The organism is Rhodophyticola porphyridii (assembly GCF_003688285.1).
GTDB lineage: Bacteria > Pseudomonadota > Alphaproteobacteria > Rhodobacterales > Rhodobacteraceae > Rhodophyticola > Rhodophyticola porphyridii.
The window spans coordinates 19,701-43,993 of sequence record NZ_RCNT01000012.1; the positions used below are offsets into that span (position 1 = coordinate 19,701).

At 63.8% G+C, this 24,293-nt stretch carries 24 protein-coding genes, 2 tRNA genes and 1 pseudogene; 11 read left to right on the forward strand and 16 right to left on the reverse strand.

What is annotated here, in order from left to right; translation table 11 throughout:
* Positions 1–75: 75 nt before the first annotated feature.
* From D9R08_RS18030 to purC, 6 genes are all read right to left on the reverse strand, one after another.
* Positions 76–2,838 carry an Rne/Rng family ribonuclease gene (locus D9R08_RS18030; RefSeq protein ID WP_121899544.1) on the reverse strand — a complete coding sequence of 921 codons (2,763 nt, stop codon included), beginning with the start codon at positions 2,836–2,838 and terminating at the stop codon, positions 76–78.
* A gap of 582 nt (positions 2,839–3,420) precedes the next feature.
* Positions 3,421–4,737: a sigma-54-dependent transcriptional regulator gene (locus D9R08_RS18035; RefSeq protein WP_121899545.1), complete on the reverse strand. Its 1,317-nt coding sequence runs from the start codon at positions 4,735–4,737 to the stop codon at positions 3,421–3,423.
* A 17-nt stretch (positions 4,738–4,754) separates the two neighbouring features.
* On the reverse strand, positions 4,755–6,461 hold the full coding sequence (locus D9R08_RS18040) for a sensor histidine kinase (RefSeq protein WP_121899546.1): 1,707 nt from the start codon (positions 6,459–6,461) through the stop codon (positions 4,755–4,757).
* Positions 6,462–6,581: 120 nt separating this feature from the next.
* On the reverse strand, positions 6,582–7,250 hold the full coding sequence (gene purQ, locus D9R08_RS18045; RefSeq protein ID WP_121899527.1) for a phosphoribosylformylglycinamidine synthase subunit PurQ: 669 nt from the start codon (positions 7,248–7,250) through the stop codon (positions 6,582–6,584).
* Positions 7,250–7,480: a phosphoribosylformylglycinamidine synthase subunit PurS gene (purS, locus tag D9R08_RS18050; protein ID WP_121899547.1), complete on the reverse strand. Its 231-nt coding sequence runs from the start codon at positions 7,478–7,480 to the stop codon at positions 7,250–7,252. Before purS ends, purQ begins: the two co-directional genes overlap by 1 nt.
* A gap of 65 nt (positions 7,481–7,545) precedes the next feature.
* A complete protein-coding gene (gene purC / locus D9R08_RS18055) occupies positions 7,546–8,307 on the reverse strand; it encodes a phosphoribosylaminoimidazolesuccinocarboxamide synthase (protein WP_121899528.1) in 762 nt (253 codons plus the stop codon).
* A 170-nt stretch (positions 8,308–8,477) separates the two neighbouring features.
* Between purC and D9R08_RS18060 the strand changes: the two genes are divergently transcribed.
* Together D9R08_RS18060 and bmt are read left to right on the forward strand one after the other, a co-directional pair.
* On the forward strand, positions 8,478–8,792 hold the full coding sequence (locus D9R08_RS18060) for a DUF1476 domain-containing protein (RefSeq protein ID WP_121899529.1): 315 nt from the start codon (positions 8,478–8,480) through the stop codon (positions 8,790–8,792).
* Positions 8,793–9,066: 274 nt separating this feature from the next.
* Complete coding sequence (bmt, locus tag D9R08_RS18065; protein WP_121899530.1) at positions 9,067–10,083, forward strand: betaine--homocysteine S-methyltransferase; 1,017 nt, start codon at positions 9,067–9,069, stop codon at positions 10,081–10,083.
* A 110-nt stretch (positions 10,084–10,193) separates the two neighbouring features.
* On the opposite strand, the gene D9R08_RS18070 is transcribed toward bmt, so the two are convergent.
* Positions 10,194–11,276 (reverse strand): PA0069 family radical SAM protein, encoded by a 1,083-nt coding sequence (locus D9R08_RS18070; RefSeq protein ID WP_121899531.1) that lies wholly within the window; start codon positions 11,274–11,276, stop codon positions 10,194–10,196.
* 149 nt (positions 11,277–11,425) lie between these two features.
* Here D9R08_RS18070 and D9R08_RS18075 point away from each other — a divergent pair, with 149 nt between their 5' ends.
* The 3 genes from D9R08_RS18075 to D9R08_RS18085 all read left to right on the forward strand — a co-directional run bounded on the left by D9R08_RS18075 (position 11,426) and on the right by D9R08_RS18085 (position 13,904).
* Positions 11,426–12,133, forward strand: a complete 708-nt coding sequence (locus D9R08_RS18075) for a corrinoid protein (protein ID WP_121899532.1) — start codon at positions 11,426–11,428, stop codon at positions 12,131–12,133.
* A 197-nt stretch (positions 12,134–12,330) separates the two neighbouring features.
* The gene (locus tag D9R08_RS18080) at positions 12,331–13,047 is read left to right on the forward strand and encodes a metallophosphoesterase family protein (protein ID WP_121899533.1); all 717 of its coding nucleotides are present in this window, start codon (positions 12,331–12,333) and stop codon (positions 13,045–13,047) included.
* On the forward strand, positions 13,011–13,904 hold the full coding sequence (locus D9R08_RS18085) for an EamA family transporter (RefSeq protein WP_121899534.1): 894 nt from the start codon (positions 13,011–13,013) through the stop codon (positions 13,902–13,904). The genes D9R08_RS18080 and D9R08_RS18085 overlap by 37 nt, the downstream gene beginning before the upstream one ends.
* A gap of 110 nt (positions 13,905–14,014) precedes the next feature.
* Here D9R08_RS18085 and D9R08_RS18090 read toward each other — a convergent pair whose 3' ends face one another.
* Complete coding sequence (locus tag D9R08_RS18090) at positions 14,015–14,527, reverse strand: hypothetical protein (RefSeq protein ID WP_121899548.1); 513 nt, start codon at positions 14,525–14,527, stop codon at positions 14,015–14,017.
* A gap of 124 nt (positions 14,528–14,651) precedes the next feature.
* Between D9R08_RS18090 and D9R08_RS18095 the strand changes: the two genes are divergently transcribed.
* The gene (locus tag D9R08_RS18095; protein ID WP_121899535.1) at positions 14,652–15,278 is read left to right on the forward strand and encodes a DUF1638 domain-containing protein; all 627 of its coding nucleotides are present in this window, start codon (positions 14,652–14,654) and stop codon (positions 15,276–15,278) included.
* Between the two features lie 23 nt (positions 15,279–15,301).
* Here the strand turns inward: D9R08_RS18095 and D9R08_RS18100 are convergent, their stop codons facing one another.
* The gene (locus tag D9R08_RS18100) at positions 15,302–15,733 is read right to left on the reverse strand and encodes a SufE family protein (RefSeq protein ID WP_121899549.1); all 432 of its coding nucleotides are present in this window, start codon (positions 15,731–15,733) and stop codon (positions 15,302–15,304) included.
* A gap of 123 nt (positions 15,734–15,856) precedes the next feature.
* Here D9R08_RS18100 and D9R08_RS18105 point away from each other — a divergent pair, with 123 nt between their 5' ends.
* Positions 15,857–16,303 carry a hypothetical protein gene (locus D9R08_RS18105; RefSeq protein WP_121899536.1) on the forward strand — a complete coding sequence of 149 codons (447 nt, stop codon included), beginning with the start codon at positions 15,857–15,859 and terminating at the stop codon, positions 16,301–16,303.
* Positions 16,304–16,327: 24 nt separating this feature from the next.
* Here the strand turns inward: D9R08_RS18105 and rnd are convergent, their stop codons facing one another.
* The 4 genes from rnd to D9R08_RS18125 all read right to left on the reverse strand — a co-directional run bounded on the left by rnd (position 16,328) and on the right by D9R08_RS18125 (position 19,742).
* Positions 16,328–17,518: a ribonuclease D gene (rnd, locus tag D9R08_RS18110; RefSeq protein WP_121899537.1), complete on the reverse strand. Its 1,191-nt coding sequence runs from the start codon at positions 17,516–17,518 to the stop codon at positions 16,328–16,330.
* Positions 17,519–17,640: 122 nt separating this feature from the next.
* The gene (gene purN, locus D9R08_RS18115; RefSeq protein WP_121899538.1) at positions 17,641–18,234 is read right to left on the reverse strand and encodes a phosphoribosylglycinamide formyltransferase; all 594 of its coding nucleotides are present in this window, start codon (positions 18,232–18,234) and stop codon (positions 17,641–17,643) included.
* On the reverse strand, positions 18,231–19,277 hold the full coding sequence (purM, locus tag D9R08_RS18120; protein WP_121899539.1) for a phosphoribosylformylglycinamidine cyclo-ligase: 1,047 nt from the start codon (positions 19,275–19,277) through the stop codon (positions 18,231–18,233). Before purM ends, purN begins: the two co-directional genes overlap by 4 nt.
* A 60-nt stretch (positions 19,278–19,337) precedes the next feature.
* Complete coding sequence (locus D9R08_RS18125; protein ID WP_121899540.1) at positions 19,338–19,742, reverse strand: hypothetical protein; 405 nt, start codon at positions 19,740–19,742, stop codon at positions 19,338–19,340.
* A gap of 101 nt (positions 19,743–19,843) precedes the next feature.
* Here D9R08_RS18125 and D9R08_RS18130 point away from each other — a divergent pair.
* Positions 19,844–19,920 (forward strand) — tRNA-Ile (locus tag D9R08_RS18130).
* 108 nt (positions 19,921–20,028) lie between these two features.
* Here D9R08_RS18130 and D9R08_RS18135 read toward each other — a convergent pair.
* Complete coding sequence (locus tag D9R08_RS18135; protein WP_121899550.1) at positions 20,029–21,327, reverse strand: ATP-binding protein; 1,299 nt, start codon at positions 21,325–21,327, stop codon at positions 20,029–20,031.
* Positions 21,328–21,374: 47 nt separating this feature from the next.
* Between D9R08_RS18135 and D9R08_RS18140 the strand changes: the two genes are divergently transcribed.
* Positions 21,375–22,253 (forward strand): MBL fold metallo-hydrolase, encoded by an 879-nt coding sequence (locus D9R08_RS18140; RefSeq protein WP_121899541.1) that lies wholly within the window; start codon positions 21,375–21,377, stop codon positions 22,251–22,253.
* A 70-nt stretch (positions 22,254–22,323) separates the two neighbouring features.
* Positions 22,324–22,398, forward strand: a tRNA-Asn gene (locus D9R08_RS18145).
* Positions 22,399–22,603: 205 nt separating this feature from the next.
* Here D9R08_RS18145 and D9R08_RS18150 read toward each other — a convergent pair.
* A complete protein-coding gene (locus D9R08_RS18150; RefSeq protein ID WP_121899542.1) occupies positions 22,604–23,536 on the reverse strand; it encodes an IS5 family transposase in 933 nt (310 codons plus the stop codon).
* A 79-nt stretch (positions 23,537–23,615) separates the two neighbouring features.
* On the opposite strand from D9R08_RS18150, the gene D9R08_RS18155 reads away from it, so the two are divergent.
* A complete protein-coding gene (locus tag D9R08_RS18155) occupies positions 23,616–24,176 on the forward strand; it encodes a hypothetical protein (RefSeq protein WP_233557570.1) in 561 nt (186 codons plus the stop codon).
* A gap of 9 nt (positions 24,177–24,185) precedes the next feature.
* Here D9R08_RS18155 and D9R08_RS18160 read toward each other — a convergent pair.
* A pseudogene (locus tag D9R08_RS18160) lies at positions 24,186–24,293 on the reverse strand (IS5/IS1182 family transposase); the annotation flags it as partial.

The window sequence follows — 24,293 nt, forward strand, 5'->3', positions numbered from 1 at the left end:
AGACCGCGACATGACAAAGGGCGCCACCGGGGCGCCCTTTGCCGTCTGGTCTTCAAGGGGTCCGACGCGCGCCCGTCAGCCGAGCGACCACCAGCCCTTGCGTTTCGGCTTGGCCGATTCCTTGGGCGCGGCCTGCGTCTCCGGCTGCGGCTCGGGGGCGGGTTCCGGTGCAGGATCCGCAGCAACCTTCGCGGTTTCCAGCACGGGCTCCGACGCAGGCTCGGGCTCCGGCGTGGTGGTGGGTTCGGACGCCTCTTCGGTCGGCAGGTCCCCTTCGACATCAGCCTCCGCAACGGATGCCTCAGCCATTGCCGGCGTGGCCTTTTTGCGACGCGTCCTCTTCGCCTTGACTTCGGGTGCAGGGGGCTCGCTCACGGGCTCTTCATCGCTTGCAGCGGCGACCTCCTGTTCGGCCGGTGCCTCCTCGGCGGACTCTTCGGCCGGCGCCTCGTCGGTCTTCTTGCGGCCACGCCCCCCGCGGGAGCGGCGGCGCTTGGGCTTGGTCTCCTCCTCATCGGCGTTTCCGGAGGCGCTCTCCTGATCCGGGGCTGCCACCTCGGCACGTGCCTCCGTTGCAGGCGCCGCGGTGGCGGCATCCTCCGCGACCGCCTCGGGTGCATCCCGCCCATCCGCGTCTTGCGGCGCTTCGTCTGCAGTGCCGTCGCCATTGCTCTCGTCGCTCGTCTCCGCATTGGTCTTGCGGCGACCACGGCCCCCGCGACGACGACGGCGTTTGCGCTTGGTGCCGTTTTCCTCCCCGTCGGAGGCCTCCGGACCATCCGCGACCTCAACTTCGTCGGCGACGGCTTCTTCCTCGATCTCGTCCATCAGCGCGGCATCCATCGAGACGATCGGCGCGGCCTCCGGTACCCTGCGGGTGGCGGTCTTGAACTTCTCGATCTTGTAGTCCGGGGCGACCAGATGCGGATCGGCCTCGATCCGGATCGACAGGCCGTAGCGCGCCTCGATCGCAGCCAGGTATTCGCGTTTCACGTTCATGATGAAATTCACGATGCCCACGGGTGCCGTTAGCAACACCTCGCGTGACCGGCGGCGGGTCCCCTCTTCCTCCAACTGGCGCAGGATCGACAGCGCAAGGCTGTCATCGGAGCGGACAAGACCCGTACCGTGGCAGGCGTGGCAGGGCTGGGTCGTCGCCTCCAGCATGCCCGGACGCAGCCTCTGACGCGACATTTCCATCAGCCCGAAGGCCGAAATCCGGCCCACCTGAATGCGGGCACGGTCGGTTTTCAGCTTGTCCTTGATCCGCTTCTCGACGGCGGCATTGTTGCGCCGGTCATCCATGTCGATGAAGTCGATCACGATCAGGCCTGCGAGATCGCGCAGGCGCACCTGGCGCGCCACCTCTTCGGCGGCCTCCAGATTGGTCTTGGTCGCGGTCTCTTCGATCGAGCCTTCCTTGGTGGCCCGGCCGGAGTTCACGTCGATCGCCACCAGCGCCTCGGTCACGCCGATCACGATATAACCGCCGGACTTCAGTTGCACCACCGGGTTGAACATGTCGGCGAGATAGCCCTCGACCTTGTGCCGCGCGAAAAGCGGCATCGGATCGGTGTACTGTTTCACGTTCTTGGCGTGGGACGGCATGATCATCTTCATGAAGTCCTTGGCCTGACGATATCCGGCCTCGCCCTCTACCAGAACCTCGTCGATCTCGCGGTTGTAGAGATCGCGGATCGACCGGTGGATCAGATTGCCTTCTTCGTAGATCGGGGCCGGCGCGATGGATTTGAGCGTCAGCGCGCGCACCTGTTCCCATTGCCGTTGCAGATATTCGTAGTCCCGCTTGATCTCGGCCTTGGTGCGTTTCGCGCCCGCGGTCCGCACGATCAGCCCGGCCCCCTGAGGCACGTCCAGACCGGTTGCGATCTCCTTGAGCTTCTTGCGGTCCGCAGCCAGCGTGATCTTGCGGGAAATCCCGCCGCCACGGGCTGTATTCGGCATCAGCACGCAATAGCGGCCGGCCAGCGACAGATAGGTGGTAAGTGCCGCGCCCTTGTTGCCGCGCTCTTCCTTGACGACCTGCACCAGCATGATCTGGCGAACCTTCACCACCTCCTGGATCTTGTACTTCCTGGGGCGCGGCTTGCGGACAGGGCGGATGTCTTCCTGGTCATCATCATCGGCGACCGTATCCACATCATCCTGTTCGGCGCTGTCCGCGTCGCCGTCATTGGCCCCGTTATCCTCGGCACCATCCTCTTCGGAGCCGTTGTCATCGGCGCCCATATCGGAGATGTCCGCTTCGGCGGCATCCTGTGCATCCTCCTCGACCGTGTCCGCCTGCGTCCCATTCTCAGGGGCGCCCGGTGCTTCGTGGACGGCATCGTTCAGATCGGCCGTTGCGATCTCATCCTCGTCTTCATCGCCCAGATCGACGACATCCATGCCCGACGGCGCGCGGGTCTCGCCCCGTGTCACCACGTCATGCGCGGCGCTCTCGGCCTTGGTCTCGGTACCCTTCCGGCGGCGGCTGCGGCTGCGCCGCTTCGGGCGCGGTTCGTCCTCGGTCGCGGCCATTGCCTCGGCATATTCCCGTTCCTCGGCCAGCAGCGCCTCGCGATCCGCCGTCGGGATCTGATAATAATCGGGATGAATTTCGGAAAAGGCGAGAAAGCCGTGGCGATTGCCGCCATAATCCACAAAGGCCGCTTGAAGCGATGGCTCCACCCGGGTGATCTTTGCGAGATAGATGTTTCCTGCCAGTTGCCGCTTGTTCAGCGACTCGAAGTCGAACTCCTCGACCTTGGTTCCGTCTGCCACGACAACGCGGGTCTCTTCCGCGTGTGTGGCATCGATAAGCATCTTTTTTGCCATGTTATCCTTGCGCATGGCCCCTTGCCCGCCCGTCGGGCGGCATGGCTGCCATGTTGTCCTGAAATGGCGAGGACGCGCGCCGACATACCCACCGGACGGGCCGAAGCCACGCTGGTTCGTATCGGGGTTTGTCGCGCGCGTGTCATCGCGGTTTGTCTCCGATAGCGCGACAATGTCAGCGCCACCCGTTCATTGGCCCTGTTTTCAAGGGCAATCTTGCTGGGCCCTAACCGGCCCTGTGACCTGCCCGGCTGCTGCGCGGCGAATTGCCCGGCGCGACAGGGGGGCAGAGAAACTGTAAGGGGGTCAGCATACCCTGCCGACCCTTAGGTGACATTAATGGCAGCGCAGGCGGAATTACAATGGGCTATTTCCGCGCTCCACCCCGTACTCGCATCCCAGTGCCGACCGACCAAGGGGCGAAGACCTCTCTTCCTCCACCGAAACAGGCTATATGCGCGACCTTTCAAAAAGCCCGCCATATCAATGGATTGAGCCCCATTGGCGCGGTCTGCTCAATCGGGTGCGGGCTGGCCGCAGACTGGCTCCCGAGATCTGACCCACCGGGCCGACAGCCCGGTGTCAGAGATAGTCCGACCGGCTCAACCCGTATTTCGCCATCTTCTCGTTCAATGTCCGGCGCGGAAGGCAAAGCTCCTCCATCACACTGGCGATAGATCCGCGATGACGGCGCATCGTGTTGTCGATCAGCATACGCTCGAACGCCTCCACATATTCTTTCAGCGGTTTGCCCTCGCCCACGGCCTGCGGGCTTATCTCGGCATTGTCGCTCATCAGCAGCGACGCGATCGTCCCAGACCCCCGCCGTTGCTGAAGGATCGCGCGCTCGGCGATGTTGATCAGTTGCCGAACATTGCCGGGCCATGGCGCCTGCAGAAGCTGCGCGGCCTCCTGCGCGGTGACCTCGGGCGCGTCGGTGCCGTATTCCTCGGCAAACTGCTCTCCGAACCGGTTGAAGAGGGTCAGGATATCCTCCCCGCGCTGGCGCAAGGGCGGCAGGTCGATCCGCATCGCCGCAAGGCGATAGAAGAGATCGGGGCGAAGCGCCGCCTCGCAGCCTTCGGGCTCGGCCGCATTGCAGATCGCCACGATACGGGTTTCCGCCGGCGTGCCCTGATCGTTGATCGCGGTCAGCAGGCGCGCCTGCAGCGCCTGCGGCAACGCCTCCACATCCTCCAGAACCAGCGATCCGCCGCGCGCCTGCTCCATCAGGGGCAGATCCTGCCCCTCGCCCACCGGGCCGAACAGCATGGCGGACAACGCATCCTCGTCATGGGCGGCGCAGCTGATGGCGACGAAGCTCTTGCCCGCCCGCGGCCCGACAGCGTGCAGCGCATGGGCCACAAGGGTCTTGCCGGTTCCGGTTTCGCCGGAGATCAGCACATGGCCATCCGCCTGCCCCAGATCGAGAATATCCTCCCGCAGCCGTTCCATAACAGGAGAAGACCCGATCAGCTTGCGCATCAGGACGGTGCCGTCCGACAGCTCGCGGCGCAGGGCGCGGTTGTCCAGCGTGAGCCGGCGGGTCTGGCTGGCACGTTTGGCCAGTTCGGTCATCCTGTCCGGATTGAAAGGTTTTTCAAGGAAATCATAGGCGCCGATCCGCATCGCCTCCACCGCCATGGGCACATCGCCATGGCCGGTGATCATGATCACCGGCAGGCCGCTGTCCATGCCCATCAGGCGCTTCAGAAACGCCATCCCGTCCATGCCGGGCATCTTGATGTCGCTGACCACGACACCGGGGAAGTCCGGGCCGATCCCTTTCAGCGCATCCTCAGCGCTGGCAAAGGTTTCCGTATCAAATCCGCTCAGCGCCAGCCACTGGCTGATCGACTGGCGCATGTCCTGTTCGTCATCGACAATCGCGATTTTCATGGCGTCGTCCTCTATGCTCACTCAGCGGCGGCGTTGGCGGACCGATCAAGGATCGGCAGGCGCATCTCGAACACGGCGCCCCGTTTGGCGCCGTTGCGTGCGGTCAGTCGCCCGCCGAGGTCCGTCACGATCCCGGACGAGATCGCCAAACCCAGGCCCACCCCGTCACCGGGTTTCTTCGTTGTATAGAATGGCTCGAACAAAGCATCGAGATCGTCAATCCCCCTGCCGCTGTCACGCACCGTCAGGACGGCCTCGTCCCCGCCGGCCACAATCAGGTCAAGCTCGCGGTCGTCCTCTGCCTTCATCGCATCCAGCGCGTTGCGCAACAGGTTGATGATCACCTGCTCAAGCCGCAACCGGTCGGCCAGAACCATCACCGGGCGACGGGGCAGGTTCTGGGTGATATCCACGGTCATCTGGCGCAGTTGCGGCTCCATCATCGTCAGCGCCCCGGTCAGCGCATCCCTGAGATCGACCGGCTCGAAAGCCTCGCCGCCCTTGCGGGCATAGCTTTTGAGCTGCCGGGTAATCGCGCCCATCCGTTCGATCAGGTCGTCGATCCGCTGGAAGGAGCTCAGCGCCTCATCGGGCCGGCGCCGTTGCAGAAGCAGCTTTGCCCCCGCCAGATAGGTCTTCATGGCGGCCAGCGGCTGGTTCAGTTCATGGCTGACGGCGGCAGACATCTCCCCCAGAGCGGCCAGTTTCTGGATCTGCGCGAGGCTTTGTTCGGCCTCCTCAAGGGTCCGTTCGACCTTCTGGCGCTCGGCGATTTCCCGCCCGAGCCTGTCGTTCAACCGGCGAAGCTCTGCCGACTCGCGCTGGAAAATCGCGCTCTGCAATCGGGCGCGGCGGCTCAGCACGTAGAACCCCCCTGCCAGCAGCAGCGCGAATCCCATGATCTGGAGCGCCAGAACCCCGTTCACACGTTCCCGCACCGAGGCATAGGCGGTGAACGAGGTCAGCCGCCAGCCGCGAAACGGAATGCGGCTTTCCAGCCGGATCGTTGCGTCGCCGAAGAAATAGGGCGTGGGGTCCCCGAAGGCCCAATCCCCCGTCGCCTCGATTGCGCGCTGGATGGCCGATGGCGGGGACCGGAGCGCCAACGCCTCCTCCTCGGTCCGGCCGCGCCAGCGCGGTTCGGTGGACAGCATGATCCGCCCTTCGGAATTGGCCACGAACACCGCTTCGGTCGTGCCACGCCAACGGTCTTCGAGCCGGGCGAGATTGACCTCCACCACCACCACGCCCAGAAGCCGGTTGTCATCCATGACCCGGCGCGAAAAGGTGAAATCGAAGGCGCCCGTTTCCGACTGGCTGCTGTTGAAAACCGTATCTGACGACCGCTGCGCCTGCACGAAGAAGGGCTCCGTGTTCAACAGCTCTCCCAGACGGTTGCGGTCGGTGGCGGCCACGACCCGCCCCTCGCGGCTCAGCAGAAACATGGAGGCCGCGGCGATTTCCTCCCCATAGGAGATCAGCCGTTGCGACGTGGTGGTGTAATCGCCCTGATCGAGCGCCCGGATCAGAAGCGGATCGCGGCTCAAGAGCAGTGGAACCACCGAGTTTCGCTGAAGCTCCGACACGATCGAACCGGAATAAAGCGCAAGGCGCAGTTCGGCCCGGTTGCGGGTGCTTTCGGTGAACCGTTCGGTCAGCCAGATATTCGATATCCAGATCACGATCACGGCCGCGGCCAGAAACAGCATCATCAGCCCGCGCATCACCCAGGTGTGCTTCAGGCCAAGGCGCCGCGAGGCAGAAAGATTGGTTTTGATAAGGCTCATCGCCGGCAGATTACGCGATGCAGGCCTGCCGCCTCAAGCATCTTGCAGCCATCTCCATCAGGCGTTGACCAGCGCCTCGGACAGCGACGTGAACAGCGCCGCGCCATCCGTGCCGCCATGGGCGGGTTCTGCACGCCGTTCGGGATGCGGCATCATCCCGAGCACGCGGCGGTTTTCCGACAGGATCCCTGCAATGCGGTCGGTGGATCCGTTGGGCGCATCGAGATAGCGGAACGCCACGCGGTCCTCTCCCCTGAGCCGGGCCAGCGTTTCGGCATCGGCCTGATAGTTGCCTTCGTGATGAGCGATGGGGATATCGATCTCCGCCCCCGCCGTATAGGCATTGGTGAAGGCGCTGTCTGTCGTCTCCACACGCAAGGTCACGGTCTTGCAGATGTATTTGACCCCTGCATTCTGCAGCAGCGCCCCGGGCAGAAGCCGGGTTTCGGTGAGAATCTGGAATCCGTTGCAGACGCCGAACACATAGCCGCCGCGCGCCGCATGGGCCTTCAGCGCACCCGAAATCGGCGATTGCGCAGCGATGGCCCCGCATCGCAGATAATCTCCATAGGAAAACCCCCCGGGCACGCCGACGATATCAAGGCCGCCGGGCAGATCGGTATCCTTGTGCCAGACCATCTCCACATCGAAGCCGGCATTCCGGAACGCCACCGCCAGATCCCGGTCGCAGTTGGAGCCGGGGAAAACGAGAACCGCCGCACGCATCAGCCCATCTCCACGCGGTAGCTTTCAATCACCGTGTTGGCGAGCAGCTTCTCGCACATCTCTGTCACCTGCGCCTCGGTCGTGCCATCGGCCAGATCCAGCTCGATCAGCTTGCCCTGGCGCACACCCTCGACACCGTCGAAGCCCAGTGCGCCAAGCGCGCGGCGCACGGCCTCGCCCTGCGGGTCCAGCACGCCTTGTTTCAGCATCACGGTAACGGTTGCGCGCATCGCGTCTGCCCCTTCTTTCTGTCTCGATTTCGCCCCGGTCCGGCCCATGCCCCGAATGCCCGGTATCAGTTGATCAAGGTCGGTTTCGTCACCGGAGCGGCATTGGTGGGCATCACGCCCAGACGCCGCGCAACTTCGGTATATGCATCGGCCAGATTGCCCAGATCGCGGCGAAACACGTCCTTGTCGAATTTCTGCCCGGTCTCCATGTCCCAGAGACGGCAGCTGTCGGGGCTGATCTCGTCGGCAACGATCAGACGCATGTAATCGCCATCCCAGATCCGACCGATCTCGATCTTGAAATCCACCAGCTTGATGCCGACCCCCATCATCAGGCCGCTCATGAAGTCATTCACGCGCAGCGCAAGCGAGATCATGTCGTCCAGATCCTGCTGGCTGGCCCAGCCGAAGGCGATGGCGTGCTCTTCGCTCACCAGCGGATCGCCGAGGGCGTCGTCCTTGAAGTAGAATTCCACGATCGGGCGCGGCAGGGCCGTGCCCTCGTCAATGCCAAGGCGCTTGGAGATCGAGCCCGCCGCCACGTTGCGCACGACCACTTCCAGCGGGATGATCTCCACCGCGCGGATCAGTTGCTCGCGCATGTTGATGCGGCGGATGAAATGGGTCGGCACGCCGATATTGCCCAGACCGGTCATGAAGAACTCCGACAGGCGGTTGTTCAGCACGCCCTTGCCGTCGATCACATCGCGTTTCTCGGCGTTGAAGGCGGTGGCGTCATCCTTGAAATATTGCACCAGTGTGCCGGGTTCAGGCCCCTCATAGAGGATTTTGGCCTTGCCTTCGTAGACCAGTTTGCGCCGTGCCATATTGTCTCCGTGAAAGGGGGCCGAAACGTGCCCCCACATTCCGTCAATTGAGCCGCGCTATAGGCCATCGGGCGCTCTGTCGCAAGGCGGATGGGCCATATCCGCTTGCGAGCCTGTGTCCACCCGGCATAATGGGGTCGACCGGCATTCCCTGTGAACGGAGAACAGACATGACCACCTTCGATGATCGCGAACACGCGTTCGAGTCAAAATTCGCCCATGACGCCGAAATGGCTTTCAAGGCCGAAGCCCGGCGCAACAAGCTGATGGGATTGTGGGTGGCGGAGATTCTGGGCAAAACCGGCGACGAGGCAAACGCCTATGCCGCCGAGGTCGTGAAGGCCGATTTCGAAGAGGCCGGCCACGAAGATGTGATGCGCAAGGTGATGGGCGATCTGGGCGACCGGGTGCCGGAGGCCGAGATCCGCGCCAAATATGCCGAGCTTCTGGCGGTGGCCAAGGGCCAGCTTCTGAACGAAGTCTAGATCGTCGACACGACCCCACATCTCGACGGCCCCGATGGATCCATGTCCGCGGGGCCGTTTTGCATGAAGACCCGGCCGGTCCGCGCCCCCGATCCCGGCATCGCGCCGGACTAGGGACAGACGCGGTGCGATCATATGCGGATCGGCGCGTGACAGGCGGCGATCCGCATGCCCTGCAAGGCGGCTCATAACCATTATGCAGAGAATAAGCTTGCGCGGAAAGGGCACAGACGCCATGTCCGGCCTGCTTGCAAGTAGGAAAGACCCAATTCACATGACCGATGCGCTGTCCGAGCTTCTGGCGACCCGTGACTGGCTTCTGGCCGACGGGGCGACGGGAACCACGCTGTTCAACATGGGCCTGCAATCAGGCGATGCGCCCGAGTTGTGGAATGTGGAACATCCCGACCGGATCACCGCGCTCTATTCCGGAGCGGTGGAGGCCGGGTCGGATCTGTTTCTGACCAATTCCTTCGGGGGTACGCGCGCGCGGCTGAAGCTGCATGATGCGCAGGATCGCGCCTTCGAGCTGAACAAGGCCGCCGCCGAGATCGGCCGCGAGGTGGCCGACAAGGCCGGACGGCGGGTGATCGTGGCGGGCTCGATGGGCCCCACGGGCGAGATCATGGCCCCGATGGGCGCCCTGACCCACGAAAACGCGGTGGAGATGTTCCACGAACAGGCCGAAGGGCTGAAGGCCGGCGGGGCCGACGTGCTCTGGGTCGAGACGATCAGCGCGGCGGAGGAATACAAGGCCGCCGCCGAGGCCGCCCGGCTGGCCGATATGCCATGGTGCGGCACGATGAGCTTCGACACCGCGGGGCGCACGATGATGGGCCTGACCTCGGCCGCGATGTCCGAGATGGTGGAACGGCTGGATCACAAACCGCTGGCCTACGGGGCCAATTGCGGGGTCGGCGCGTCGGACCTGCTGCGGACGGTTCTGGGTTTCCGCGCCTCGGGCAACGAGCGGCCGGTGATCGCCAAGGGCAATGCGGGCATTCCGAAATATGTGGACGGGCATATCCACTACGATGGCACGCCCGATCTGATGGCGCGCTATGCGGTGCTGGCCCGCGATGCGGGCGCCACGATCATCGGCGGCTGCTGCGGCACCCAGCCCGAGCATTTGCGCAAGATGCGCGCGGCGCTGGAGACAGAGCCGAAATCGGCTGCGCCCACGCTGGAGGCGATCACCGCCGCCCTGGGCGGGTTTTCGTCCGACAGCGATGGCACCGACGGGGCCGGGCCGACGCGTGCGCGCCCAAGCCGGCGCCGCACGCGCGGATGACCGGGGCGTGTGTCATGGCCCTTTCCGTGGCAAGTGTCGCAACGCGGCCGCGTTTCCCTGACCCTGTTGCCGTTTGGTATGGGGCTGTTCCGACCGCGAGGCGGGCGAGGTCACAGAAGGCTGAGTTGATCGCCCTTTGCCGGCGGTGGACAAAACAGATCTGTCCTGAGCGGTGGCAGGTCCCGGTCCAGCCCGAGCGCCCGGGATGCCCGGCGAAACCGGGCCCGGATCAGCTCCGCATAGGTGCCAGTGCCCGTCATCCGCTTGCCCCAGTCGCTGCAGTAATCCCGCCCGCCATGCATCTCGCGGATTTTCTCCATCACCCTGTTGAACCGTGCCGGGTAGTGCTCTTCCAGCCAGTCGCGCCAGAGCGGCGAGACCTCCCGCGGCAGACGCAGCGCCACAAAACTCGCCGCCACCGCACCGGCGTCGCGGGCGGCCGTCAGGATCGCCTCGATCTCTGGATCGGTGAGGCCGGGCACGATGGGCGATACCATGACCCGCACCTCGCAGCCGGCGCGGGACAGCACCTCGATCGCCCGAAGGCGGCGCGCGGGCGACGGCACGCGCGGCTCCATCTTTCGCGCCAGACCCCGATCCAGCGTGGTGATCGAGATCCCGACCCGCGCCAACCCCGCCTGCCCCATGGGCCCAAGGATGTCCGCGTCCCGCTCGACCAGCGTACCCTTGGTGACAATCCCGACCGGGTGCTGAAACGCCTGCAACACCTCAAGGACGCCGCGCATGATGCGCCGGTCCCGTTCGATGGGTTGATAAGGGTCGGTATTGGTGCCGATGGCGATGACGCGGGGGCGGTAACGCGGGTTGCGCAACTCCGCCTCCAGCAGCTCGGGCGCGTTGGGCTTGGCGGTCAGCCGGGTTTCGAAATCGAGGCCCGGAGACAGGCCCCAATAGGCATGGCTTGGCCGGGCAAAGCAGTAGATGCAACCGTGTTCGCAGCCGCGGTAAGGGTTAATGGAGCGGTCGAACGGGATGTCGGGGCTGGTGTTGCGGGTAATGATGGACTTTGCCAGTTCCTCCCGCACTTCGGCCTTCAGCGGCGGCAGGGCCTCCTCCTCCGCCCAACCATCGGAAAATCCTGTTCTTTCAAATCGCTCGAACCGGCCGGTTCGGTTGCTGGCCGCGCCCCGGCCCTTGCGGCGATCGGGGGAAAGGATCGGGTCCGTTTCCATCTCCGATATCTAGAACATAGCAAGAACATTTACAAGCGCAGGTCGGTCGCAGCACGGCCTGTGTCGCAATCCAGCGCGTCAATTTTCCCCCTTAGCCTAGCTAATGGTCAAAATGCGCACAGGACACCCAGAAGAGGGAGAGCCTAATCATGTCCGAAGAAGAAGACGACATCATCCTCGCGGATCTGGACGATGACGAGCTTGTCCAACAGATGTTCGACGACCTGTATGACGGTCTGAAGGAAGAGATCGAGGAAGGCGTCAACATCCTGCTGGCGCGCGATTGGGCGCCCTACCGCATCCTGACGGAGGCGCTGGTGGGCGGCATGACCATCGTGGGCAACGATTTCCGGGACGGAATCCTGTTCGTCCCCGAGGTTCTGCTGGCGGCCAATGCGATGAAGGGCGGCATGGCGATCCTGAAACCGCTTCTGGTCGAAACCGGCGCACCGCGTGTCGGCAAGATGGTGATCGGCACGGTCAAGGGTGACATCCATGATATCGGCAAGAACCTTGTGTCGATGATGATGGAGGGCGCCGGGTTCGAGGTGGTCGATCTGGGCATCAACAACGCGGTGGAAAGCTATCTCGAAGCCCTAGAGACCGAAGAGCCCGACATCCTTGGCATGTCCGCCCTTCTGACCACGACCATGCCCTATATGAAGGTCGTGATCGACACGCTGAAGGAAAAGGGCCTGCGCGACGATTACATCGTGCTGGTCGGAGGCGCGCCCCTGAACGAGGAGTTCGGCAAGGCCATCGGCGCCGACGCCTATTGCCGGGATGCGGCCGTTGCCGTGGAAACCGCCAAGGACTGGATCGCGCGCAAACACAACCAGATGGCCGCAAGCGCCTGAGCCGTTCGGCGGACCGGAGTGAATGAAAAAGGCGGGCCGGAAGGCGCGCCTTTTTTCTTTCCCGGTCTCTCGCCGCTCTGGCGAAGGCACGCGTGAGGCGGAGCGCCGGGCATCAGCCCCGGCAAGTCGTGCCCCAAGGCCCCTGCATCCGGATCTCTGCCCTTGCGTCGGCCCTCACATCCCGATTTGGTGCCCCCATGCGAACCTATGCCATCGGAGATATTCACGGTCATCTGGACAAGCTGGAGCTTGCCCATGAGTTAATCGCCGCGGACCGCACGGCCTGCGGCGACGAGACCGCCCCGATTGTCCATATCGGCGATCTGGTGGATCGGGGCCCCGACAGTGCCGGCGTGCTGCGCTATCTGAGCGCGCAGCAGCAGACCGACGGCCGCATCGTGGTTCTGAAGGGCAATCACGAGCAGATGCTGGACGATTTCCTGACCAACCCTCCCGGCACCGATGATGCGCAGGCGAACGGATATCTGAGGCCCGGTATTGGCGGGCGGGCGACGCTTGCCTCCTTCGGGATGGATCCCGATGCGCCCGCCGCCGACCTGCAGCGCGATGCACGGGTCCATGTGTCTGCATCGGAGCACGCCTTTCTTGCGTCGCTGCCGCTGACCTTTCTGCACGGTGCCTGTCTGTTCGTGCATGCAGGCATCCGGCCGGGGCTCCCGCTGGAGCAGCAGGACCCGGAGGATCTGATCTGGATCCGCAAGGAGTTTCTGGAAAGCAGCGAGGATCACGGCCTGCTCGTGGTCCATGGTCATACGCCCATCGAACGGGTCGAGCACCATGGCAACCGGCTGAACATCGATACCGGCGCGGCCTTTGGCGGGCCGCTTTCGGCCATCGTGATCGAGGGACGCGCGGCATGGCTGCTGTCTCCGAGCGGACGTCTGCCTGTATGAACGGCCGCGATCTGGCCATCGTCGCGATCGTGATCATCGCCTGGGGCTCGAATTTCACGGCCATGAAGCTGGCCCTGGATGAACTGCCGCCCTTTCTTTTCGTGGGCCTGCGCTTTCTGATCCTGTTGCCATTGCTCGCGATTCTGCCCCGCCCGCCCGTGCCATGGTGGAAAATCCTCGCCGTGGGTACGCTGATCAACATGGGGCAATTCGCGTTTCTTTTCGCCGCGATGCGAGCGGATGTGACGGCGGGTCTGGCCTCGTTGCTGTTGCAGGCGCAGGCGCCGCTCACGATCCTCCTGTCGGCGCTGTTTCTGGGGGAACGGGTGCACGGCATTCAGATACTCGGGATCTCGGTCGCGGTCGCCGGGCTGGTGATTTTCGGCGTGGGCGCGGGCGGCAACCTCACGCGGGTGGGCCTTGGGCTGATCTTGTGCGGGGCGCTGTGCTGGGCCGGCGGCAATCTGGTCCTGAAAGGTCTGCGTGGCGTTTCGATGCTGCCGCTCTTCATCTGGGCCAGCCTTGTCCCGCCGGTGCCGATGCTGGCCCTGTCGCTGACGGTGGAGGGGCCGGAGCCCGTCGCCACCATCGCCGCGCTCAGCATGCAGGGCTGGGTCGCGGTGGTCTATGTGGCGCTGATTTCAACGGTTCTGGGATACTCGCTCTGGGGCGCGCTTCTGGCGCGGCACAAGGCCGCCGATGTCACACCCTTCGCGCTGCTGATCCCGGTCGTGGGCATCGCCACGGCGGCGCTGGTCCTCGGGGAGCGTCTCACCCCTCTGGAGGTGACCGGGGCCGTGGTGATCATGGCGGGGCTGGCGCTGTCGGTTCTGGGGCCGCGCCTCAGGCCGGTCTGATCCTGCCGCCCCGGCGGGGGCGACCGGCAAAAGACAGGGCACCCCGCCTGACCGGCGAAGGGCCCGTGCGCATCACGGGCCCCAGTTCCTGCCCAACCGATCCGGCTGGATCACCGGCTCCTCTGCCGGTCCAGATACACAACCGCGGCCGCCGCGGCGATGGCGTAAAACACATGCCCCGCCAAAGCGACCCAGGTGATCCCGGTAAAGCCCAGGAAGAACGGCAGCCCCGCGATCATCGTGATCCCGCCGATGGCAAAGACCCACAGACCGGCGCCATAAATGGCCGAGCCGATGACCCAATGCAGCCCGGGCAGGATCCGCGCGATGACGGGGCGGGCAATGAAAAGCCAACCCACCGGATAGGCGATGGCCCCCACCAGAAAGAGATGCATGAAGTTCCCCGCCGCCGCACCGTTCGGCAGACCAAGCGCGCCCAGAAAACCGCGCGCCAGTCCGACGGGCGCCAGTTGCGCGAACCCGAGCATCGGGGAAATCGCCTTGCCCCAGAGGTCGAAGGCCAATGTGCCCGCCGCTCCGCTTATCAAGATCAGGGCGAGTGTGTGGAGATTGATCGCGGGCAGGCTGGCGCTGCCGGCGGTGGGCGTCGTGGTGGCTGTCATCGGTGTCATCCTTCGAATGCGGTCTGTCTGAGATCCGGGTTTGTCTTGACGCCAGACTCGGCCAAGGGTCTGATCCGCTCAACCCACAGCGCCGTGAGCGCACGGACTGGTGTAAAGTGTTTCAATGCACATAGATGACGAGACTCTGACAAATCATGGCATCCACGCACAGAAAAATGGGCGTGTCCTGATCCTGGCCTGCGGGGCGCTGGCGCGCGAGATCATTGATATCATTAACATAAACGGCTGGTCACATCTGGACCTGCATTGCCTGCCGGCGATATTGCACAACACGCCCGAAAGAATCCCGGACGCGGTGGCCAAGGCCGTCGCGGAGCAGCGCGAGAGATATGGTGAGATTTTCGTGGCCTATGCCGATTGCGGGACCGGCGGATTGTTACAGGCCCGCTGCGCCGAGCTGGGCATCGAGATGATCGAAGGCCCGCATTGTTACAGTTTTTTCGAGGGGAATGCGGAGTTTGCCGCGCGGGGCGAGATATCCGCCTTCTACCTCACCGATTTCCTTGTCCGGCAATTCGACGCCTTCGTGACGAAACCGCTTGGTCTCGACCGGCACCCCGATTTGCGGGACATGTATTTCGGCCATTACACAAAGCTGGTCTATCAGGCACAGACCGACGACCCCGGGCTGACCGCGAAAGCGAAGGATTGCGCGGCATTCCTGAAGCTCGATTTCGAGCGGCGGTTCACCGGCTACGGCGATCTGGAGGCCGCGTTGCGCCCCTTGTAAGCGCGGGTGCACGGGAGTTCGGCTCAGGCGGCGGCCACCGTTTCGCCGGCCAGTTTCCGGATCCGCTCCACCATCGCGCGCAATCCGTTGGAACGCTGCGCGGAAAGATGATCGTTCAACCCCAGCCGGGCCAGTTCGCCACCTGCGTCGACCTTCAGAACCTCATCCACGGTCAGCCCGGAATAAAGCGCGTGCAGCACCGCGATCAGTCCGCGCACGATCATCGCGTCGCTTTCGCCCTGAAAACTGAACACCGCATCGGGCCCCTGCCCCTCTATTCGGGGCAGGATCCAGACCTGGCTGGCGCAGCCGTCCACCTTGGTGGCGGGCACACGGAAAGCCTCCTCCAGCGGGTCCATGGCCTTGCCCAGCTCGATAACATGGCGATAGCGGTCTTCCCAATCGTCCAGAAACTCAAAGGTTTCTGCGATCTCCTCAAATGCCGCGCTGGCCATGGGTACCTCCGTCATCCGATTGCGTCCCTGAGGTAGGCCGCGGACCTGCAAACGTCCAGAGGCGCTTTTCATCGCCGGGCCAATGCGCTACGCATTTCCTCAAGAAAAAGCCGGAGGGGCAAGATGGCATTTCGTCTGCTGATCACGCTGACAGTAATTCTGGGGCTTTCGGCCTGTTCGACGCGGCTGAACCCGTTCAACTGGTTCGGCAATGACCGCGAAGAACGGGTTGCTGTGGTGGAAACCGTGGCTGTGACCGACCCGCGCCCGCTGGTGGCGCAGGTGATCAGCCTGAACGTGGATCCGCATCCCGGCGGCGCGATCGTGCGCGCAATGGGTCTCCCGCCCCGGCAAGGCTACTGGATGGCCGATCTGGTCGAGGTGGAACGGGGCGAGGGCCGTATCGTCTATGAGTTCCGCGTTTTCGAACCCCCGGTCGCCACCCGCGAGGGCACGCAGCGCTCCCGCGAGATTCTGGCCGGGACCGAATTGAGCAATCAGGATCTGCAAGGCATCCGCACCATCGTTGTGCAGGCTCAGACGAACCGGAGGAGCGTCAACCGGCGGTGACGCAAGCGCCCGGCCCGGCGCGGGCTAGACCGTAATGATCTGAACCTTCTGGCCATTGGCCGACAGCGCAATCTCTCCGCGTGTCAGCCGCAACGCATCCTCACCGAACACCTTGCGGCGCCACCCCTTGGACCAGAGCCCGTCATGGTGCCCTGCAGCGATATCGTCGAGATCGGAGGCCGAAGCGATCAGTTTCTGCGCCACGCCGGCCTCCTCCGCCTTGGCTTTCAACAACACCCGCAACAGATCCGCCAATGCCGGGTTCAAGGCCGAGCGGTCACGGCCCGCGGGCATGTCGGGGAAGGTATTCGGATCGGCAGAGACACCCCGGGCCACCGCGGCAATCAGCCCCTCGGCGATCTCGCCGCGCCGCGCCTCGCGCAGAAGCAGCCGCGATTTGCCCAGGTCCTCAAGGGATTTGGGCTTGGACGACGCGATCTCCATCAACGCGTCATCCTTGATCACCCGGTTGCGGGGTATGTTGCGGGTCTGGGCATGGGTTTCGCGGAACGCCGCCAGTTCCCGGACGATGGCCAGGAACCGGCCGGAATTGCTGCGCAGCTTAAGCCGCCGCCAGGCGTTTTCCGGCTCCACCACGTAATTGCTGGCATCCGTCAGGGTGCTCAGCTCTTCTTCCATCCAGGCGGTGCGCCCGGTCTCGTCCAGGCGAGTGGCCAGATGCTCGTAGATCTGGCGCAGATGCGTGACATCGGCCAGGGCATAGGTTTTCTGCGCGTCGGACAGGGGCCGGCGGGACCAATCGGTGAAGCGCGAGGATTTGTCGACGCCGCCCTTGGTGATCTTGCGGACCAGCGTTTCATAGCCGACCTGATCGCCATAGCCGCAGACCATGGCCGCGACCTGAGTATCGAAAAGCGGCGTGGGGACGACATCGCCCTCCACATGGAAAATCTCAAGATCCTGACGCGCGGCATGGAATACCTTCACAACGGCCTCGTTCGCGAACAGATCGTAGAGCGGATCAAGCGAGATGCCGTCCGCCAGCGGGTCGATCAGAACTGCGTCGCTCTCATCGGTGCCGGGCAGGGCAAGCTGCACGAGGCAAAGCTGCGCGAAATAGGTGCGTTCGCGCAGAAACTCGGTATCGACTGTGACATAGGGCACGGTGGCAGCGCGGGCGCAAAACGCGGCAAGCGCATCGGTGGTGGTCAGGGTCTGGGGCAAAATCGGAGGCTTTTCCTGGAAACGGGTCATAGGTTGTCTGGGGCGCGGTGATAGGCCAGCCGCATCGGAATTGAAAGTGTCTTGACGCTCGGGCCTCTTGCGACGGCCGAACGCTCGGGGTGGCAAGCAGCCGAGAAGTGCGACGCAGGCGCTTAGGGCAGGAAAACCGGCCGGCGATCGCCTGCCGCGAAGCGACGCAGAACCGCGGGATAAAGCCGGTGCTCCATGATCAGCACGCGGGCGGCCAGCGTCTCAGCGGTATCGCCGGGCTCGATGGTCACACGGGCCTGACCAAGGATCGGGCCGTCATCCAGCGCCGGGGTCACCTCGTGCACGGTGCAGCCATGTTCCGCGTCGCCCGCCGCAAGCGCGCGGACATGGGTTTCAAGACCCCGGTATTTCGGCAGGAGCGACGGATGTATGTTGAGCATCCGGCCCTGCCAGCGGGCCACGAAACCTTCTGTGAGGACACGCATGAACCCCGCAAGACAGATGATATCGGGGCTCGCGGCCTCCAGCCTGTCGTTCAGAACCGCCTCGAATGCGGGCCGGTCGCCCCTGAATGGCCGGTGATCGACGACGGCGGTCGGAATGCCCCGCGCGGCCGCCTTCTGCAACCCGCCTGCCCGCTCGGAATTGGCCAGCACCAGACAGGGCCGCGCCGGATGATCGCCGGTCATGCTCTCGGCCAGCGCGACCATGTTGGACCCGCCGCCCGAGAGCAGAATTGCAACCCGTTTGCTCACCCAAGCGCCCCGGAATACCGGATGCCCGCATTCTCCGTGACTGCCCCGATCCGGAACACGGTTTCCCCTTCGGCGCGCAGGAGCCCGGCCAGACGCTCCGCCCGGTCCTCCGCCACGACCAGGACCATGCCGATGCCGGCGTTGAAGGTTTTCAGCATCTCGGCTTCTTCCAGCCCGCCGACATCCGCCAGCCATCCGAAGACCGGCGGCAGGGGCCAACTGCCCAGATCGATCAGCGCACCCATGCCGTCCGGCAGGATGCGGGGCAGGTTTTCGGTGAGCCCGCCGCCGGTGATATGGGCCAGCGCATGAACGCCTCCCTCCCGGATGGCGGCAAGGGCCGGTTTGACGTAAAGCCGCGTCGGCGTCAGCAATTCGGCGCCCAGTGGCCCCGAGGCGAAGGGCGCCTGCGCGTGCCAGCCGAGACCCGACATATCAACCACCCGGCGGACCAGCGAATAGCCGTTCGAATGCACCCCGTCGGAGCCGAGGCCCAAGAGCACATCGCCCTCCCCGACCCCGGCGGGCAAGACCGCGCCGCGTTCCATCGCCCCTACTGCAAAGCCCGCAAGATCGAAATCACCGGCCTGATACATGCCCGGCATCTCCGCGGTCTCTCCGCCGATCAACGCACAGCCCGCGCCTTCGCAGCCCCGTGCGATGCCTTCGACGATCTGCGCCGCGCCCTCCACATCCAGCTTGCCGGTTGCGAAGTAATCCAGGAAAAACAGCGGCTCCGCCCCCTGGCAGACCAGATCGTTGACGCACATCGCCACAAGGTCGATGCCGATGGTGTCAAGCTTGCCGGTATCAATCGCGATCCGCAGCTTGGTGCCGACACCATCGGTCGCGGCCACCAGCACCGGATCGTCATATCCCGCGGCTTTCAGATCGAACAGCGCGCCGAACCCGCCAAGGCCCGCCATCACGCCGGGCCGGGCGGTGGCCGCCGCAAGCGGCTTGATCCGTTCGACCAGATCGTTCCCCGCGTCGATATCGACCCCCGCCTCGGCATAGGTCAGGCTGTTTTTCGCGTCGGTCATCTTGCCCCCTCTGACAGTCACAGCCCTGCTAGCAGCGGGCCGGGTGGCTGTCCATCTCCGCTACCGCCCAGGACGCGCGCGTTCCGAGCGCACACCCAGATAGAGAAACAGCGCCAGCATCGGCAGAACCATGGCGCGCGCGATCAGATAGCCCTGACTGCCCTCCGCCATCCGCGCCAGAATGCCGAAAAGCTGCGGCGCGAAGGTGGCGATGAAGACAAGCTCCAACAGCACGTAGACCGCGAACATCGCCGCCCAGAGCTGAACCCAGGCCCTGAAGGGCGGGATGACGCCCGCGCGGCGAATGGCGTTGGCGGCGATTTCGATCGCCGGGGCGGAGGCGAGTATCACCTGCGTCGCAGGACCAAGCGGCAGTCCGGCCAGATTGACCGCCAGCAGAAAAACCAGGGTGACACCGACCAGCCACAGCAGATAACGCAGGCACAAAATGGGCAAATTCGGCATCGAAGCTCTCCGTCCGCTGGCTCCCGCGACGCCATAAGACAGTGCGCGCGACCGCGCAAGCTTGACGGGCCGGAGCAAGGTGATAAGCCTCTGCCTCAGGCGGGCCTGTAGCTCAATTGGTTAGAGCAGAGCGCTCATAACGCTTTGGTTGCAGGTTCGAGTCCTGCCGGGCCTACCACCGCCTTCCAAAAAATAATTTAATATCAAAAATTTATGGGGCAATACGCCCCACGCGAACTGGCACCGTGAGGCAGATTTCAAGGCGGAACCGTCGGCACGGTCAGGCTTAACGCGCGAGAACCAGATCGACCCTGAGCCCACCCAGATCGGCGCTTTGGCTCAGCCGCAGCGTGCCGCCGTGACTGCGTGCAATATCGCTGGCGATGGCAAGACCAAGCCCGACGCCGGTGCCCTTGTCCTGATTGCGCGCCTCGTCCAACCGGGCAAAGGGGCGCAACGCATCGGCGCGCTGATCCGGGGGGATGCCGGGGCCGTCATCTTCCACCGTGTAGCGCACGGCATGATCCAGAACATGCAGTGTGACCCGCGCATGATCGCCATAGCGAAGCGCGTTCGAAACCAGATTTCCGAGGGCGCGGCGCACGGCCTGAGGCCGGATTTCCACCTGTGGAACATCGTCCGGTGCAACCAGCTCCACCGTGCCGCCGCCACGGGCCGCATCCTCGATGATCCGGTCGACCAGATCCTTGGGATTTGTCGGGGCGGGATCATCCAGCGCATCGGCACGGGCGAAATCCAGAAACGTCGTCAGAAGCGCCTGCATCTCGGCCACATCGCGTTCCAGCGCCTCGATATCCGGTGTTCTCTCCTGCAGGCTGAGGCCCAGCTTCATCCGCGTCAGCGGGGTACGCAGATCGTGGCTGACGCCGGACAGCATCATCGTGCGCTGTTCGATCTGCTGTTCGATACGGTTGCGCATGTCCAGAAATGCGCGCCCCGCCGATCGCACTTCCAGCGCGCCGCGCGGGTTGTAGGACACCACCCTGCCCTTGCCGAACTCCTCCGCAGCACGCGCCAGCCGCCGGATCGGGCGCAATTGATTGCGCAGGAAGAAATAGGCGATGGCGGTCATCAGAAGCCCGGTGAACAGCATCAGCACCAGCAATTGGTGCGGATTTGAAGCCGACACGCGCCCGCGCATCACCTCGACCTCCACCGGGCCATCGGGCGTGATCAGACCGATCTGGACCAGCCTGTCGTTTTCGGCCAGATCTATCCGGGTCACTTCCGGCACCCGCGCCTGCAACTCGGCCATGACCTTGCGGCCCGAAAGGTCATAGAACAGCCGCGCGTCTTCTTCCGGCGGCGCATCGCCGGTCAACGTCAGTTGCAGGGACGCAGCGGCCTCGGCTGCGGCCTGCCCGCCCTCCCGCTCCCACCGGGCCAGCATATAGCGCAGATCAAGCACCAGCGCAGCGGTCAACTGCTGCGTCACATCCTCGAAATGACGTTGCAGAAACGCCGCCGAGACGACAAGTTGCAACGTGACGATCGGCACGATCAGGATCAATGCGGCCCGGCCGTAAAGCCCCCGCGGCATGAATCTCTTGAGCCAGCCGAACATCATGGCCCATCTAACCCGGGGCGCGGGGCGGTGCAAAGGACAAGCGGATGACGGCCACGGCATTGGAACCCGGTTTGCGTGTGATCGTTGCGCCCAATCCGTCGCCGATGACCGGGCGGGGCACCAATACCTATCTGATCGGCAAGACGGATATCGCCGTGATCGACCCCGGCCCGATGATCATGCCGCATCTGGCCGCCATTCTGGAGGCGGTGCAGCCGGGGCAGCGGATCTCGCATATTCTGGTGACCCATTCCCATCTGGACCACTCCCCCCTCGCCCGTCCGCTGGCCGAGGCAACCGGCGCGCCGGTTCTGGCGGCGGGGCCAAGCGACTGGGGCCGCAGCCCGGTGATGCAGGCGCTGGCGCGCGAAGACCGTATCGGCGGCGGAGAAGGGATCGACGAAGGGTTCGCCCCCGACCGGCAACTGGTTCATGGCAGCCTCATCCATGGCGATGGCTGGCAGATCGAAACGCTCGAAACCCCGGGTCACATGGCAAACCATCTGAGCTTTGGCTGGGCCGGAGCGCTTTTCAGCGGTGATCTGGTCATGGGGTGGTCCAGCTCGCTGATTTCGCCGCCCGATGGCGACATGACCGCTTTTTACGCCTCACTTGCCCGGCTGCGGGCGCGCGGGGACAGGGTCTATTATCCAGGACACGGGCACCCGGTCACGACACCGCAGGACAGATGTGACGCGCTGGTCGCCCATCGCCGTGCCCGCGAGACCGCGATCATGGACGCGCTCAGCCAGGCGCCTGCCGACACCGCCGCACTGGCCGGCCGGATCTACACCGACACGCCCGCCGCGCTCCTGCCCATGGCCGAGCGCAACATCCTCGCCCATCTCATTGATTTAACAGATCGAAATCTGGTTGAAACATTGGGAGAGATGAACGCCAGGGCCACCTTTGCCCTGCTGTGACGACCGTCTCGGTTTTTTCGCATCGCCCCACTGGACGCGGGGAATCGGGCTTGCTATATCGGCGCTCAGTTCCGGCGTAGCTCAGCGGTAGAGCAGTTGACTGTTAATCAATTGGTCGTAGGTTCGATCCCTACCGCCGGAGCCATAAAAATCAAGCACTTAGGCTGGTTTTCGTGGTGCCCCTCGGGGCCCGAGTACAGAATAAACACAGGAAACACTACGTGGATCGACACTTTCTGGTCTGTCGACATCTCTGGTCACTGGACCGAAGCAACATGGGCGTCGCAGAGCGTCAGGACTCTGTTGCACAAAGGAGCTGATGGCCGAGGTTCCCCTTTCCCCAGACTGACTTATCCCACAGCTTCTGTGACAGGTATGCCGAGCGCGGTGTAGCCGTTCAGGACGGCGATGCGGACCTGGAGTTCGGCAACCTGACGGTCGAAGTCCCGAGCCATGAGCCGCTGGCCCAGCAGTTTCACCCAATGCATCTTCGTCTCGACGCGGCTTCGGCGGTGATATCCGCTCCATCGTCGCCAGATCGCGCGGCCGAGGTATTTCGATGTCCGCAGTGCTTCGCTTCGTGCGACCGCACCGGCGGTGACCGTCTTCCACGGTTTGGCGTTCTTGCGGGGAGGGATGACTGCGTGGGCACCGCGGTCAGCGATGGCATCGTGGCATTTGCGGGTGTCGTAGGCACCGTCGGCGGTGACGCTGCCGATCTGCTCGTGCGCCGGGATCTGTTTGAGCAGGTCGGGTAACACTGGCGCATCGCCGATGTGGCTCCCTGTGATCTCCACGGCTCGGATTTCCAATGTTTCCTCATCGATCCCGAGGTGGATCTTGCACCAGACGCGGCGTTTCGGGCCACCATGCTTGCGAACGTGCCACTCGCCTTCGCCCTCGACCTTGATGCCAGTGCTGTCGATCAGCAGGCGCAGCGGCCCCTTGGACCCGCGATACGGTATGATCACAGCCAGGGTCTTCTGACGGCGGGACAGTGTGCTGAAATCCGGAACCGTCCAGTCGAGGCCGACCAGTTGTAGCAGGCTCTCGACGAAGCCGGTCGTCTGCCTGAGCGCCATGCCGAACAGCACCTTCATCGAAAGGCACGTCTGAATGGCGGCATCGCTGTAGGTCTGCTGGCGGCCACGCCTGCCTGTCGGCACGGCATTCCAGCTCATCTCGGGGTCGAACCAGATCGTCAGCGAGCCCCGGCGCTTGAGCGCTTCGTTATAGGCTGGCCAGTTCCCGGTCCTGTAGGTCGAGAGTGTGGGTCTGCTCATGCAGACCAGCTACCACGCTGGATTCACGAGATGAATCCCCCACGGGATTTGTGCAACAGAGCCGGTGTGGCAAGGAATGATGGCCGGTTGGGGTAAGTTTGGTTTCTTTAATGTAGTGAGTGCCTTTAATCGAGTGGCAGGCCTCCGAAAAACTTCCACCGCATTTCACTATGAAATCCTGTTAAGCGTGGTAGCAAGCAGGGAATCTGCGGGCTTAAGTTTTATTAAGGGGATAATATGCTTGGTTATCTGTGTGCCGTTGGGATTCGGTGCGACTTTGGCCAATGATCTTGATGACAGTTACAATATCCTGTTCTGCGACACCGTAGAGGCTCTGGGCGAAAACGCTGGCCAGAATCTGGCAGAAAATTACCTGTCGGAGAGAGATGTCAACGTACGGATATTCGACTTAGCGAGAGCAAACGGTGAACAATTTGATCCAGATTTGACTTTTGTCGCATTTGACGGAACCAATTTGGACTCTTTAAGGGATTGCGCAGAGTATTCTGGTATTTCAGATGTCCAACTATTCAAAATAGTGCAAGAGCAACTTGAAAGCCATAGCGAGCCTCCTGAAATCTTTCAGCACATACCCGGACTTTCCGGGGTGGAGGAGCTCGACGCCAGATGGCATCTCTAGGGTCAGGACTCATAGCCAGTAAATGACGAGTGCGGCGAGAGCGATGGCTGACAGGAAGACCTTCGGGCATCGGTCGTAGCGGGTTGCCACGCGTCTCCAATCCTTGAGCCTGCCGAA